This window comes from Streptomyces alboniger (assembly GCF_008704395.1).
Classification (GTDB): domain Bacteria; phylum Actinomycetota; class Actinomycetes; order Streptomycetales; family Streptomycetaceae; genus Streptomyces; species Streptomyces alboniger.
The window spans coordinates 4,538,551-4,552,770 of the sequence record NZ_CP023695.1 but is presented as its reverse complement, the minus strand read 5'-3'; the positions used below and the strand labels follow the sequence as shown (position 1 = coordinate 4,552,770).

The 14,220-nt window shown below is 65.3% G+C and carries 11 protein-coding genes; 5 read left to right on the top strand and 6 right to left on the bottom strand.

Going from position 1 to position 14,220, the window contains the following annotated elements:
• Positions 1–21: 21 nt before the first annotated feature.
• The 4 genes from CP975_RS20350 to CP975_RS20335 all read left to right on the top strand — a co-directional run bounded on the left by CP975_RS20350 (position 22) and on the right by CP975_RS20335 (position 2,997).
• Complete coding sequence (locus CP975_RS20350) at positions 22–906, top strand: hypothetical protein (RefSeq protein WP_055529951.1); 885 nt, start codon at positions 22–24, stop codon at positions 904–906.
• A gap of 13 nt (positions 907–919) precedes the next feature.
• Complete coding sequence (locus CP975_RS20345) at positions 920–1,186, top strand: hypothetical protein (RefSeq protein ID WP_030792443.1); 267 nt, start codon at positions 920–922, stop codon at positions 1,184–1,186.
• A gap of 8 nt (positions 1,187–1,194) precedes the next feature.
• The gene (locus tag CP975_RS20340; RefSeq protein ID WP_055529953.1) at positions 1,195–1,635 is read left to right on the top strand and encodes an RDD family protein; all 441 of its coding nucleotides are present in this window, start codon (positions 1,195–1,197) and stop codon (positions 1,633–1,635) included.
• Between the two features lie 156 nt (positions 1,636–1,791).
• A complete protein-coding gene (locus CP975_RS20335) occupies positions 1,792–2,997 on the top strand; it encodes a TolB-like translocation protein (RefSeq protein WP_055529954.1) in 1,206 nt (401 codons plus the stop codon).
• A gap of 51 nt (positions 2,998–3,048) precedes the next feature.
• Here the strand turns inward: CP975_RS20335 and CP975_RS20330 are convergent, their stop codons facing one another.
• The 3 genes from CP975_RS20330 to CP975_RS20320 all read right to left on the bottom strand — a co-directional run bounded on the left by CP975_RS20330 (position 3,049) and on the right by CP975_RS20320 (position 6,330).
• The gene (locus tag CP975_RS20330; RefSeq protein WP_150477203.1) at positions 3,049–3,696 is read right to left on the bottom strand and encodes a hypothetical protein; all 648 of its coding nucleotides are present in this window, start codon (positions 3,694–3,696) and stop codon (positions 3,049–3,051) included.
• Between the two features lie 99 nt (positions 3,697–3,795).
• Positions 3,796–5,898: a hypothetical protein gene (locus tag CP975_RS20325; RefSeq protein ID WP_055529956.1), complete on the bottom strand. Its 2,103-nt coding sequence runs from the start codon at positions 5,896–5,898 to the stop codon at positions 3,796–3,798.
• Positions 5,899–5,964: 66 nt separating this feature from the next.
• Complete coding sequence (locus CP975_RS20320) at positions 5,965–6,330, bottom strand: hypothetical protein (RefSeq protein ID WP_246201574.1); 366 nt, start codon at positions 6,328–6,330, stop codon at positions 5,965–5,967.
• Between the two features lie 199 nt (positions 6,331–6,529).
• Between CP975_RS20320 and CP975_RS20315 the strand changes: the two genes are divergently transcribed.
• On the top strand, positions 6,530–6,796 hold the full coding sequence (locus CP975_RS20315; protein WP_055529957.1) for a WXG100 family type VII secretion target: 267 nt from the start codon (positions 6,530–6,532) through the stop codon (positions 6,794–6,796).
• Between the two features lie 111 nt (positions 6,797–6,907).
• Here CP975_RS20315 and CP975_RS20310 read toward each other — a convergent pair whose 3' ends face one another.
• From CP975_RS20310 to CP975_RS20300, 3 genes are read right to left on the bottom strand one after another with little or no spacing between them, the layout of a single operon-like run.
• Positions 6,908–11,371, bottom strand: coding sequence for a type VII secretion EssC family protein (locus CP975_RS20310; protein ID WP_055529958.1), 4,464 nt, complete (start codon positions 11,369–11,371; stop codon positions 6,908–6,910).
• A gap of 45 nt (positions 11,372–11,416) precedes the next feature.
• Positions 11,417–11,866 (bottom strand): hypothetical protein, encoded by a 450-nt coding sequence (locus CP975_RS20305; RefSeq protein ID WP_055529959.1) that lies wholly within the window; start codon positions 11,864–11,866, stop codon positions 11,417–11,419.
• A 47-nt stretch (positions 11,867–11,913) separates the two neighbouring features.
• The gene (locus CP975_RS20300) at positions 11,914–14,199 is read right to left on the bottom strand and encodes a serine/threonine-protein kinase (protein ID WP_055529960.1); all 2,286 of its coding nucleotides are present in this window, start codon (positions 14,197–14,199) and stop codon (positions 11,914–11,916) included.
• Positions 14,200–14,220 lie beyond the last annotated feature (21 nt).

Sequence of the window (14,220 nt, the reverse complement as noted above, 5' to 3'; positions counted from 1 at the left end):
AGCATCGGACGCGCCCTCATCATGCAAAACAACAACAACACTCCTGGAATCGGCGACGGCATCAATGTCGATCTGGACATGGAACTCCAGGAGTTCCGCGGAATCCTGGCCGAGGCGCTCGCCGAAGGCGGCACCCAGCCCCTTCTGCGTCTCACGGACGAGGAGATCGCGGTTCTCGACCCGGACTCGCTGACCGAATGTGTGGCACCGACTCCCCGTCTCCCTGAACTCTCGCCCCAAGAACGGGAGTGGGCGTACGCCACAGCTCTGCGCTCCCTCGTTTCCCGCGAGGCCGTGGAGATAGCCAACATCGAGGAGCTCGACGCGGTCCTGCGCTCCGCTGAGGCGCACCCGGAGACCGCGGACACCCCCTCCGGTGTGAACGCCGACCTGCGGATCACCCCCGAGGTCAGTCTCGCTCTGACCCTGCGCCGAACCGCTGCCCGCGCACTGGCTGTTGAACAGCACACCTCCAACGGCACCACGCACATGCTGGTGTACGTGCACAGCGATGACCTCTACCTGGTGGAGCGCGTCACCTCGGGCGGCCTGCACATGTTCACCCTGGCCGCCTCCGCCAAGGACGCGGCGGACATGGTGCTGCTGTTCGTCGACCCCTTCGAGGTCGCCGACAAGGACGGCCGACTCCTGGAGCTGACTCCGGAGCAGATCAGCACGGACGACGTCGGCACCGCGCTCTCCGATGCCATCAACAATGCTCTGGTGGTCGGCCAGACTGTCCTGTTGTCCGACACCCCCGGTCCGTTGCTGACCACGTATGCCACGCAGCAGTCCCTGTGGACGGTATACGTCGAGAAGCCCAACGCACCCACCGGCATCCAGGCGCGCCCGGTCGGAAAGAACACCCTTCGCAAGATGATGACCAATTTGATCACTCAAGGCTGAGGAAACCCACAAGATGTCACGCGAGAGCGACTGCCGTGAGGATGTACGCAAACTCAAGCAGTACGCAGATGAACTCGAGCGCTCCCTGGACAACGTCCAGACCCTTTGTGGCACGGACACCTGGAAGGGCCCCAAGAGCGAGCGCTTCCGGCGTGAGTTCGCCGGCCACAAGAAGCAGATCAAGGACGCGGTCGCCAACGCCCGCGCCGCGATCGACAGGGCGCTCAAGCGCGTGGAGAAGGAAGAGGAAGAGAAGAAGAAGTCCGGAGCCGGAAAGTAGACCGCATCGTGGCCGACCGCCAGCGCACCCCCACGCAAACCCGCAGAGTCACCGCCGCCTGCCTGGACGCCCTCCTGGCTCTCCTCTGCGGCCTCGCAGCCGGTGCCGCGGCAGGAGTGAAGGTGGTGGACGGAGTCGTCGAGATCCGCCCGCAGTCCCCCACGGTGTGGACCGCTGCCCTGGGTGCGGCGTTCGGGCTGTCCTTCCTCAACCACGTCCTGCTCACCCTTACGACCCGCGCAAGCCTCGGAAAGCTCCTCACGGGCGTGAGGGTCGTCCGCTCCTCCGACGGCGGCCGGCCCACCTTCCTCCGCCTGGTCGGCCGCTGGCTCTTCGGCCTCTACTGGATGGTGGTGTTCGTCCCCCTCCATGTGGCCGCGGACAGCGACGTGAAACAGCAGGACGCGGTGGGGCTGCGGGTGGTGGGGCGGGGCGCGGTCCTTACCTGACACGAACGCGTACGGCCCAGTCGCTCAGTCGTTGACCGGCGTTCGTACGGCGGCGTTAGATGTCTGTTCCTGATCCATGAGTCGGAGAGGCGGCAGCAGGTGCGCGGCTTGAGTTCCTGGTCCCGTAGGCAGCGTCAGGCCATGGTAGGTACGGGAGTGGCGATTGCGGTTGTCGCCGGGGGCACGGTCTATTGCGCCACTTCCGATGACAAGACGGTCCTGAACGTCGACTTCGTCCTGGGTGGTGGCAGCGACGTCACAGGTAAGGGCGACCAGTTGGCGATCAAAGGAATCTTCAGTGGGCTCGCCACATCCCCCGATAACACCGTCTATCTGTTCACACAGGAAGACGACAAATCGGCCAACGGAATGGTTATGTGGCGCACGAGGGATTCCGGCGCCGTTGAGCGAATCACCGTATCCGGAATGGACGGGGTCAAGGCGGAGCAGGCAGCTGCCGCACCCGATGGATCGGTGTATCTCGCGGGTGGTGACGACGGCCTGTGGAAAGTCCGACCGGACGGCAAGGCAACAGAAGTCCTCAGCACCCGTGACTGCAAGAAGGCCAATCCTCGCGCCACGTCGATCAGCGAATTCTGCACCGAAGACGTCTCGGGGGTCGCCGTCTCCGAGGACGGCACCGTCTACATCGGTGACAGCCTGACCGTAACACCGCCGTACGGCTCTTACGTCCACCGGCTCAAGGGCGATTCGGTTGAGCGTGTGGCGGGCCGCCCCTCCAAGGCCAACGAGTCGGCAACACCCTCCGATCCGGCCGTGCGGAACGGGTTCGCCCCCTCTGCCGGAACAAAGGCGACCGATGTCTTCGTTCCCGATCACAGGAACTCCGGAAATCTCTCCTTCGCAAAGGGCGGGCTCTACTGGAGGACCGGCCCCGGGATCGTCCGCATCAATAGCGATGGCATCCTGACCCCGTTCGTGGCGTCAAAGGCACCCGACAAGATCGGCGACGTGGATAGACCCTTCGCCAGTGTGGGCCAAGCTCTGGATGCAAAGATTCCGCGCCGTGTCCTGGACGGCGCAGGAGGCCTGGCCGCCGTCCCGGACCGGGATGAGGTCTATTACGGAGACGCGGGCGAGAAGACATACCCTGCGCTCGAAGGCGACTTCCGCTGGGGGGGAGTCACATCCGATTCACAGAAAAATCTCTTGGAATCGGCCGAAGCCGGGAGTTTCGTCTACCGCGTGGCCGACGGAACGCTGGCCCCGGTCATCGCCGGCGTGCAGGCCATCGCGGCATCGAAGGACAGCTTGTACGTCGCCGTCACGACTGACGGCGAATACAGAAGAGGTCCAGAGGATTGGGACACAGCATTGGTCCGGGTGCAGCTTCCCGAGTGATTCGTGGCTCGTCCGGGCTTATTCGCGAACTGCCCCCTGCCACAGGCCAGTTCACCCCGTCACCTTTTCAAGCCTCCGCCGCTGCGCGTCGACGATCTCCTCCGGTACGGGCATGTACGTGTGCGCGAACTGGTCCTGAGCCGAGATGTTGGTCAGAGCGGCGCCGTCCTGGACCACTACGTAGCGGATCTTCACGCCTGTCCGGTATTCCAGCGAGAAATCAACGCCGCCCTCCCCGAATCGGACCTTATTAGCCGTCACACTGCGAATCTTATTGTGAATCCCGGTAGACGTGGTTCTAAAACCAGAATCGCAGGCATTGATCGCGCTCTTCAGGTCCTTCACGAACTCTTCGGCAGCCGCCTCCGACTCCGTGCTCAGCAGTGCCAGCAGATACACCGCAGCAGGGTTTCGGGAGCCTGTGGGCTTCTTGGCTATGCTCCGCATGATCAGCCGCTTCTGGTAAGCCGTCGCTCCCGGTTGGGTCACATCGATAATGGGCTGACAGACCTTCTTGATGGCCCGGGCCGAACCTTCGGCACCGGAACCGGACACTTCGCGAATTGCGTAACCGGGGAGATCCCTCTGGGTCGTCAGAACCGCGTCGGAGAGTTGTGCTTTGCTCAACGGGTTTCCTTCCGCCGACCCCGTACCCCCGTCTTCACCGCATGCTGCCGTCGTCAGCAGCAACGCGGTCATCGAGATGGCAACAGTGGCCCTATTTCCGAAAGCTACCATCAGACAAACTCCAGTCGTCTCGGTTCCCTTGCCAATGAGTGAGCAAATTCTGCGCACCAATTATCCTTCTTGGCCTGGGTAGTCCCGGCTGTTTCGCCCCTTCGAGTATTCCGGCCAAACCGCAGCGACGACAGCCGGGTCCTGCAACCATTTGCTGTAGGCGGTACGCTCGGCGGTGGTCATATCGGAGACGTCCTTGATATTACTCTTCCCATCCAAAAAGTTGCCGTCACCCTTCGCGTACCGCTTGGGGTCTCCCGTGTACTCCTTGACTACCCACCCTTCACCCTTCTCGCTTTTGCTCTCGACTGTTACGGGCTTGATCCGATCGTACTCCCTGGCCGCATCTGCATTGTTCTGGTAGTCGATCTGCCACGAGAAATCAGCCGTATTCTCTTTGACGCCCTTGAATGCCTCTTTCAGGCCTTTCGGTGCATCGTTTTCGTCGACCCTATACATTTGCTGGGCCCAACCTGTAATAACACTCTGGCCAAAGCCATACGCGACCCCGATAGCCGCTCCCTTGGCGCCGGCGAGGCCCGCTCCACCTGTCGCACCCACAGCCACATCACTCATCATTCCGATGACTTTCGCCCTCGCGTTATTGGTATCCGTGACCCATTTATCGATATCGCCCTCAAGCTCGGTCGTCGCCTGCTTGAAAGTCGTCACATAGAATTGCTGCATCATGCCGCGCTTCATGGCTTCATAGGAGCCGGCGTTGTCGTTGCTCTCCCTTGTTGCATAGGAGTGATCGAGCGCGGTTTCGTCATACGCCTGAAAAAGGGCGCTGAGTGTCCCCGCCGCCTTCGGGTCGCGAGCCGTTTCCTCCATGAGCGAACGCCACAGACCCTCGGAGGCTTCCAGCCCAGGCCGACCGCTGTCCTGGCCCTTGAGGTAGTCCTTGAGATTCCACTCAGTGGTGTTCGCGAACTTCTGCTCTCCCTTGGCCTTTACATCGCTCCCCCAAAGCGAGTTGCTCGTCGGGGACGTGACTCCGTGTTCGAGGTCCTCCCAGTAGGCCGTGATGATGCTCGCGTAGAAAGCCTGGGTGCCGTCGATCGGGTGTTGACCCTTGGTGCCCTTGCCGTTCCGGTGCTGATAATTGTCGAAGAGAATGCGCGCCGTATTTTTCTCTGCCAGAAACGGGTTCTGCTTTTTGAGTTTTACCGTCCCGGCATTGAGCAGATCGAAAAATGCTTCACCACGCTCCTTCGGCTCATCTACCTGCCAGGGACCTGCCGGGTAGAGAGAACTCTGTACGAAGTCATGATGCTGATCCATGAACTCGCCGGAAGCCTCCGGGTTGTGCGCAATGGCAGCGAAGAGCTGACTGTACCCGTCCTTGCCCCACTCCCCTTCACCTAGCCCACCGTCGAAGAACTGCGTCTCGTTGGTCTTGTTGTCCTTCTTGAAGATTCGATCCCCAAGGGCCACGAGGAAGTCCTTGTCGTGCGACCCTCCCTTGAGCAATGGAGACAGTCGATCCGGACGGAACCCTTGATGATCACCCTCTCCGGAGTCATCGAACCAATTGTTCCAGGCTTGCCGCTTCACCTTGGGTGACTTGCCCTCGAAAGCCACCTTTGTGAACGTGCCAAGGGTGTCCGCGATGACCTGCCGATCCTTTTCCCGCTGTTCGGGATGGTCTTTGTATTGATCGTTGAATCGGTCGCCCATCTCGCTGGACAGCCACACCAAGCGTTGCGAGCCCAGTTCTTCGTAGAATGACTTCACATAATCCGCGTCTGCCTTGTTGGCCCGCAAGACAGCGAACGCCTCCGGGGTGATGCCGTCCCCGCTGTCCATCTGCTCCTTGAACTTCTCACCCAGCTTCTTGCCATCTGCCCGCGACTTCTTCGTCGCGCCGACCATACTTTCCTTGATCTGCACCATTCCCTTGTATCCGTGGCCGTACTTCTGGTCCTCGGCGATGGAAAGGTGGTGTCTGCGCCGTAGCATGGGGAGCTGCTTTTCGGCCCATCCCGCGATGGCAGAGATATCGGTGAGCATCTCGGTCTTCACACCGTACTGTTGGAAGCTGGCCTTGATCCACGTCACGCTGGATCTGAGCTTGTCCTGGTCCCTGTTGATCGAGCTGATCGTCCTCGCCAGCTTCTCCGGGTCAATACCCGAGAATCCGTCACCGCCACTGCCACTCATGAATATCTCCCCGCAGCCCTGCCGACTTGGCCCTGGATCAGTCCTCCTGGGACCACCGCCCGCGCGTCACCTGTACATGTACTGCATTTCCTTGTTCATCATCCTCGCTGTGGATGCGGAGACTTTGGGAGGCAACTCCTTGATCCGTGCCTCTACCGCCGGAATGAGCTTGTCAAGTTCTCGGATCATCCGGCCACGGTTGCCCTGGACTTCGTCGTGCCATTTGTCAGCCGTCTTTCCTACCCAGGACTTACCTGTCTTACCCTCTCCACCCACATCCTGCGTTGCCGTCTTCAGGCACTTTTTGAGCTCTTTGACCTCATCTACGAGATTGGTCTTCAATGTCTCTAGGCGGGTCACATAGGGGTTCTCAACCTGCGGCTCTTCGTCCGCACCCTTGCCCTTGCCCTTGCCCTTGCCGCCATCCGCCACTAGCCCTCCAGCGTTGCAACGAGCTGTCGTTAGCAAATCTTCACAGGTTCACCGCAGCCGAGAATACGGAGCCCTGAGCGCCCCGAGCAAGGGAACTCCCGGCAACCTCAAGGCAGATGACGAGGCCCACGCGTTGCGATAGCATCGGCCCCGGCGGGCGGACTGTTCGCCTGGCTTTCGATACACGGGGAGGCACGCCATGGGAATTAAGGGCGCAGACACTACTCGGCTCCGGACTCTTTCCGGGACCTTCAAGACTCAGCACGGCAATCTCGATGACCTGATCCGCGCCATTTCGTCGGGCACGAGCAACAGCGAGGAGTTCTGGAAGGGGCCCCGGGCCAACCGGTTCCGGGAGGAATGGGACAAGCTGAAGCCGCAGCTGAAGAACTTCCTGACTTCCCTTGAGAATGCCCGCAAGGAGACGCACGACGCCGCGCAGGCGAACGACAACGCCAACGACTAGTAAGTCTGGTTTCGAGCGCGCTCTCAAGTAAGCTCAAAAAAAGCGGCCGGGCCGCACAGTCGATCGACTGTGCGGCCCGGCCGCTTTTCTTCGCCCCTGCGCCTTCGTCCGTCAGTCCGGCAATACCGCCTGCGCAGGCACCACTTCGCCGCCCGTGACGAGAAGCCCGCGCCCCGTCGGCCCACCGGTCGTACTGTTCGACGTGATCCGGATGTTGAACATCTCCCCGTCCGCCGATCCCTGCGGCGACAGAAGCAGGCCGTTCCGCGACTTCCGTGCCTGCACCACTGAGCCGCGGTACTGCGAGGACAGAGTGTCCACCGCGCCCGCCATGATCACGCCGAGACCGCCGTCCATGCCGCGGCGGATCTCCTCCTCCACGGCCTCGTCCAGCGGGGTGTCGTAGATCAGCTCGGCGTCGTCGACCACGATCACATACGGACCGCGTGCGCTCTGCGTCAGCGCCTCCAACTCGTCGCTCGAACTCTCGGCGTTGAGGGACCCCAACACCCCCTCTTCCGAGGCAAGTTCCCGCAAGGGAGATCGTCTCGGCGTCACGAGGATGACCTCAGTGCCCCGCTGCAACAGCGACATCGTCGCCGCCATCAGCGTGCTGGAGCGACCGGACTTCGGCGGCCCGGAGATGACGAAACCGGGTCCGGACTCCTCCAAGTCCGTGCCGAGCGGCGACAGTTCGTCCCCGCCGGCCGCGATGAGCGCCCACAGGTGTGACGGCGGGGTGAAGTCGGGCTGGAGGGCCATGGCCTCCGACGCCTTGATGCGAGCCGGGAGCACATCGACACGGATCGGGCGCTGCTCGACGGATGGGCGGGGCCAGGTCTGGGCCGCTGTCCGGGCGATCTCCTGGAGCGCTGCCACCTGCGCCTGACCGTTCGGATTCTCGGCGAGGAGCGCGATCTGGCTCTCCTGAACTCCCTCGTCGGTCCCTTTGAGCGCCCGGCCCGGCGGCACTTCCTTGGGCACGTCCTTCGGCATGATCCCCGCGTACGAGTAGTCCTGTGCGTCTGCGAGCCGCAGCACGAGGCGCTCGGCGAAGGAACTGGAGATCTCGCCCATGAGGCCACTGCGGTCCACGCCGAGAACGACCTTGACACCTACTGCGGCGCCCTCACGGAAAATCCGTTTCGACGACTCGACGAGGCGGCCGTAGTCGTAGTTCTCGAAGGCGAGCCTGAACGCGTCCCAGCCGTCGAAGGCGACCACCATCCATGGCAGTCGATCCTCCGGGGCGGCCGACGCGCGCTGCTCGGCCGCGCTGGACTGGCCCTTCTCGGCGAGCAGGAGCTGGCGTCGTCCGATTTCGTCGAGCAGCCGGCCGAGGAGCCGGTCGACGCGCGCCGTCTGGTCGCGGGTCACGACGGCGCCGCAGTGCGGAAGGGTGGTGAGCGGCAGCAGTGCGTTGGCGCCGCAGTCGATGCCGTAGATGTGGACGTCACTGGGGCTGCAGTTCCGTGCGACCGCTCCCGCGATCGTACGAAGGGCCGTGGAGCGTCCGGATCGCGGGCCGCCCGCGATCATCAGGTGCTCGCCGTCGGCCAGGTCGAGTGCGAGCGCTGCCCGCGCCTGCTCGGCCGGGAGGTCGGTGAGGCCGAAGGCGATCGGGCGGACCGTGTCGGCGCCTGCGGGCTCCGGTGGCAGCTCGGGGAGGTCCCCGAGCTGCACCTGGTCGGGGATGGGCGGCAGCCAGGGGCTGCGGGGTGTGGCACAGCCCAGCAGCTTCGCGCCGTCGGCGATCGCGTCCACGAGCACCGCGAGGTCAGTGACCAGCGTGCCGTCGTCGCCGTCTTCCTGAGCCGCGCGGGGAGGCGGATGACCGTAGGCTGTCCAGTTCAGTGGATTCACTGTGACCTGCGGTGCCGCTTCGAGCCCGGGGCGGCGTCCACCGATGCGGGCGGTCTGGACGCCGACGAGGGACTGCGCGCCGGATCGCACATAGCAACGGCCGGGTGTCGCCTTGGAGATGCTGCCGGAATCAGCGGCGTCGATGACGTCGCGTGACTCCTCGCCATTGGTGACCCGCAGCGCGATGCGCAGGTTGGTGTTGGCGCGGATGTCCGCGCTGACGACACCCGCCGGGCGCTGTGTGGCGAGCATCAGGTGCACGCCGAGTGAGCGGCCTCGCCGGGCGATGTCGACGAGGCCCGCGATGAAGTCCGGAAGCTCGGCGACCAGCGAGGCGAACTCGTCGATGACGAGCATGAGTCGCGGCATGGGTTCGAGTTCGGGACGCAGCCTGCGGGCGTCGTTGTAGTCCTCGATGTCCTTGGTCTCGGCCTCGAAGAGGATCTCCTCGCGACGCTTCAACTCGGCGGCGAGCGAGGCGAGCGCTCGCTCCGTGAGGTGGGCATCGAGGTCGCTGACCATGCCTACGGTGTGGGGGAGCCGCGCACAGTCCAGGAAGGCGGAGCCACCCTTGTAGTCGATGAGGACGAAGTTCAGGGCGTCCGGGGTGTTGCCGACCGCGAGCGAGGTGATGATCGTCTGCAACAGCTCCGACTTACCGGCACCGGTGGTTCCTGCGATCAGGGCGTGCGGGCCGTCGCGCCGGATGTCCAGGACGAACGGCCCGTCGGCGGCGATGCCGATCGGTGCCGACGTGGTCGCCCCTCCGCGCTGCCAGATCCGGGCGATGTCCTCGCCGGTCGGGTTCGGCATCTCCAGGAGGTTGAGCAGCCGGGCGGCCGTGGGCAGGGCACTGTCGGCGTCGTCACGGCTCACGTCACGTACGGGGGCCAGAGCGCGGGACACCCGTTCGCACCAGGCGGTGGAGACCTGGTCGGCGAGGACCTGGCCGACCGCCTCGTATCCATATCCCCTCAGGTGGACATGGGTCGGTGAGTCCGGGGTCCAGCAGACCGCGGTGCGGCACTCCTCGGGCAGCAGCCGTTCGTCGGCGTCCACACACAGTGCGAAGATCCCTACCGCCGGACCTTCCTGAAGCAGCTGCGGGACACCGGGTACACGGCGCAGCAGCCGCGCGCCGTCGAGGACGAGCAGCACATGGGAGTCGGGGCGCAGCGCGTTGAAGCCGCCCAGGTCCTTGGCCGCCTGCTGGCGGCGCTGGAGTTCGTTGAGGAGTTCGGTGACGCGACGGGAGATGGAGTCGGCGTCGGTGCCGACCAGGGCGAGACAGTTCTGGCCCTGTTGCGGGCTGGTGTGCGGGAGCCACTGGACCCAGCTCCACTGCTCCGCCGCGTCCTGCTCCGAGGAGAGGACCACCAGGGAGAGATCGCGCGGGCTGTGCAGGATCGCGGCCTGGGCGGCCAGCCACCGGGTGGTGGACACGGCTCGTGACCGGTCCCCGGCGACGCCGACGACGCCGAGCTCCGCGAAGGGCAGCGTCAGCGGGACATTGGTCACCACCGGAGGCTGCGGCTCTTCCCCCTCCTCCACCATGGCGCCGCGGGCATGGGCCAGGTCGATCTCAGCGCGTAGGTCGCCGAAGCCCACCCGCAGGTGCATCGCGTCAGGGTCGGTGATCCGCCGCTCCCACAGGCGGCGGCGCGGGCCGGTGGCGAACAGGAGGAGCTGTCCCGGATCCGGGAAAGCCTCGCGGCGGCGACGCTGGTCGGCCTCGCCGAGCCGCTCCAGCTCGGCCTCGTGGTCGGCCATGGCCTTCTTGTACTCCTTGAGGGCCGCGCCGTATTTCTTCTTGCCGTGCCGCCGGTCGCTGTACCACTGGCCGATCATCATGAGCGGCGACATCAGGCAGAAGAGGAGGAAGTAGACCGACTTCATCATGAAGTACATGCCCACACCGAAGAAGAGCGGCAGGAGCATCGACAGCAGCTGGAACCTGTGTCCCTCGTCCTTCTTCGGCTCCACCGGTACGAGCAGGCGCGGGTTGGCCCGTGGCGAGGTGAGCCGGGGTGGGCGGTTGTAGGCGAGGCCGCCTTCTCCCGCCGGCGACAAGTGGGCGTCCGGCGCGCCGACTTCGGAGAGGCTGAAGAGCGACTCTCCGCACTTCATCAGTGCGCCCGGCTGCCACTCGCGTGGCCCGGTCACCGCCTCGTCGTCGAGGGTGAGGGTGACGCCTTCGTACGGGGCTATCTCCACCCGCCCCTTGATGTCGACGGTCACCCGCACGGCATGCTGCGCCACATATGGGTCATCGACCGCGAGCGTCACGCCGGGCATGGAGCCGATGGTGCTGACTCCGGCGTTCAGACGGGCCACGCGCCCCGCACCCGCACCACCGCTGACCGTGATCTCGTACCGGCCCGGAGGCTCGCCGCTGACCATGAAAGGGCCGATGGCGTCGTCGGTGGTCAGGCGCACTCCGTCACGGAGTGCCCCGTCGATCCGGGCCCGCGGTTCCCAGAACTGCCCGTCGATCCAGAGCCCGGCGCCAGTGGCGGCCTTCTGCGCTTCCCACGACAGAGCGCGGCCGGGCAGTGGGTTCACCACCCCGGGGGAGACGGGAGTGAGCGTCCGCGGGTTGCTCAGCCGTTCGACCGCTGCGGCCACTTCCGCCGCGGTGCTTCCCTCGTCGATGTTGATCAACGCTTCCTGTGGCGCGGCTCCTTCCCGGACCACGGTCGCCCGCACTCGCATCGGTACGTGCCCCTCCCGCTCAGTTGTCGTGTATCTCGCGTGTCATCAGGTGTTCGATACTTCCTCTACCGCCACCCCGGGTGCAAACGTTTCCAAGGCCTCGGCGAGACGCCCACGGTCCAGCTTCCACAGGTTGATGTGCCTGCTCGCCAGGAAGACGTCGTGATCGATGTGCGGGGCGAGACGGCCGGTCTGCTCCCGGCTCAGTGCGGAGTTGGCCCCCGGCAGCTGTGGCGCGCCCGGCCGGCGTCGCAGACCCACGTAGTTCATGGGCGAGAGCGCGGCGGTCTTCTGCTGCCAGAGGACCACCGCCTCGATGTCCCGCCAGGGAACGAATGCCGTCTGCCGCGCGTACTTCGCGGGCGCGCCCCCCAAGGTCACTCCTTGGTGGTCGACGCGGAACGCGACGAGGCGGCGCGCCACAGCGCCGCTCAGGAGCTGGATCGGTGTCCAGGTGTAGTGGACTTCATACGCTGGGGAGCGATCTGCAGGCATGGGCGGATCGTAATCCTTGGTGCTCGTCGGCCGGTGCCGGGTTCGCGTCAGACGGCCGGCAAGGCGTAGATCTCGGACCCGTGCGTGACCAGAAGCCGGTTTCCCGAAGCCGCCAAGTGCCACGGCGCACCGGGAGTCTTGGTGTCGTTGTAGTTCCAGCGAGGCTCGCCGTTCTTGGCCTTCAGCGCGACGACGCCTCCTTCGTCCATCGCCGAAGCGCCGTAGAGAGTCGAGCCGACCCGCAGGAACTCCGTCGGGGACCGTCGGGCACCCGAGTCCTCGCAGAGCCAGATCTTGCGACCAGACTTGGCATTGACCGCCCACACACCGTCGTCGTGGTCCCGGACGTAGAGCACACCATCGATGTACGTGGGGCTGTCGAACCCCCGACGGCCGTTGGGAGGCAACGTCCAGCGGACATCGCCGGAGTCGATGTCGACGCCGGTCAGGTTCTCGCCGGGCAGGAAGATCAGGCCGTCCGCGGCCGCGGGCGTCCACTGCCAGTCGTCACCGATCTTGTTGCTCCACAGCTGCTCGCCCGTGGCGGTGTCACGCACGGTGATGTTCATCTTGGAGTCGGTGTAGATCAGCCGCTTGCCGACCACGGTTCCGTCGACGTCGTAGTCGTCCGTGCCCCAGTCCCGTCGCCGCAGCCAGGTCTGCCGGCCCGTGCTGTGGTTGATGGCGGCGACAGCCGTACGGAAGTCGGTAGCACTGCGCGACTCACCGAGGTCCGTCACCGTGACGTACACATTCTTCTCATCCACGGCGATCGTCTTCTCCACCCGCAGTTTCCTGCCCAGGCGGCTGCGCCAGGCCTCCCTGCCCGTGCGCGCGTTCAGACCGATGAGGACGCCGTCGCCCTCGGTGCTGGCCATGAACAGCTTGCCCCCGGCCAGCAGCAGTGGTGATCCGACAGGCAGATCCGTCGTGCTGGTCCACCGCTTCTTGCCCTTGTTCTTCACGTCGTACGCGATGAACGGGTCGGCGCTGATGAGGAGCATGCCCTCGTGCGTCAGCAGCCGGCGCGTGGAACTGATGCTGTCCTCAGCCGTCGATCTGTGCCACAAAGGCTGCGGTGCCACGCCGTCGGGGGGCGTGGCGAACGCCTCGGGCTCAGCACCGCTCCCGACATCCCCGCCGGGTGAAGCGGACGGCCCGTCATCCTTCCGGAGCCACCAGGCAGAGCCTCCGCCGACGGCGGCCACGCCCAGGGCGCCCACCGCCACCCCCAAGATCCGTCTCCTCGAGGCCATCGCCCGCTCGCTTCGGGTAAGACCCGACGCAACGGTCGCCGGCGCAGGAGACCCAAACGTTCCCGGCGCAGGAGTCCCGTACTGCGAGGGCCCCCCGGGGAGGGGGCCCGCTCCCCCGCCCGAGGCGTCCACGGCTGTCGCGGGCGGCCCGAATGCCGCTGCCGGGCGGGCCGTCGGTCCCTCGGGCGCTTCCAGGTCCAAAATGCCCGCCGCGTGTGTCGCGATCGTCGAAGCCACCGCGGACGGAAGCCAGTCCGTCAGCACACTCTCCACTCCGTGCGGAGCCAGTGCCGCCACGACCTCTGTGGGAGTGGGCCGTTGCGCGGGGTCCTTCAACAGGCATGCCCGCACCAGACCCTGTAGGCGCTGGGGGACGCCCGTGAGATCCGGCTCCGCATGGACGACCTGGTAGAGCATCGCCGCGTGTGAGCTGCCCTCCCCGAAGGCATTGCGGCCGGTGGCCGCGAAGGCCAGCACAGCACCCAGCGAGAAGACATCCCCGGCAACTCCGACGTCTCCTCCCATAGCCTGCTCGGGCGGCATGTAGCCGGGCGATCCGACCACAACTCCCGTCTGCGTCAGACGATTTCCGTCGATCGCACGCGCGATCCCGAAGTCGATCACCCGTGGACCGTCCGCGGCGAGCAGGACATTCGACGGCTTGAGGTCCCGGTGGATGAGACCTGATGCGTGGATCTCCGTGAGCGCAGCGGCAAGTCCGGCCCCCAGCGCCACCACGGTGCGTTCCGGCAGACCCCCATGGGCGTCGACCACTTCGGTGAGATCGGGCCCCAGCACGTACGACGTGGCGAGCCAGGGAAGCGGGGCGTCCGGAGCCGCGTCGACAACGGGCGCGGTATAGCGGCCGGACACCGCGCGGGCGATCTCGACCTCGTGCCGGAACCGAGTCCTGAAGTCCTCGTCCGCGGCGAGATCAGGGCGCACGACCTTCACCGCGACTGTGCGACCGCCGGGTGAACGGGCGAGATAGACACGGCCCATCCCGCCTGCGCCGAGCCTCCGCAGCAGCCGGTAACTGCCGAGTTCTCCCGGGTCGTCCGCTCGCAGTGGTTCCATGCTCCCCGCCCCTGTCATCAC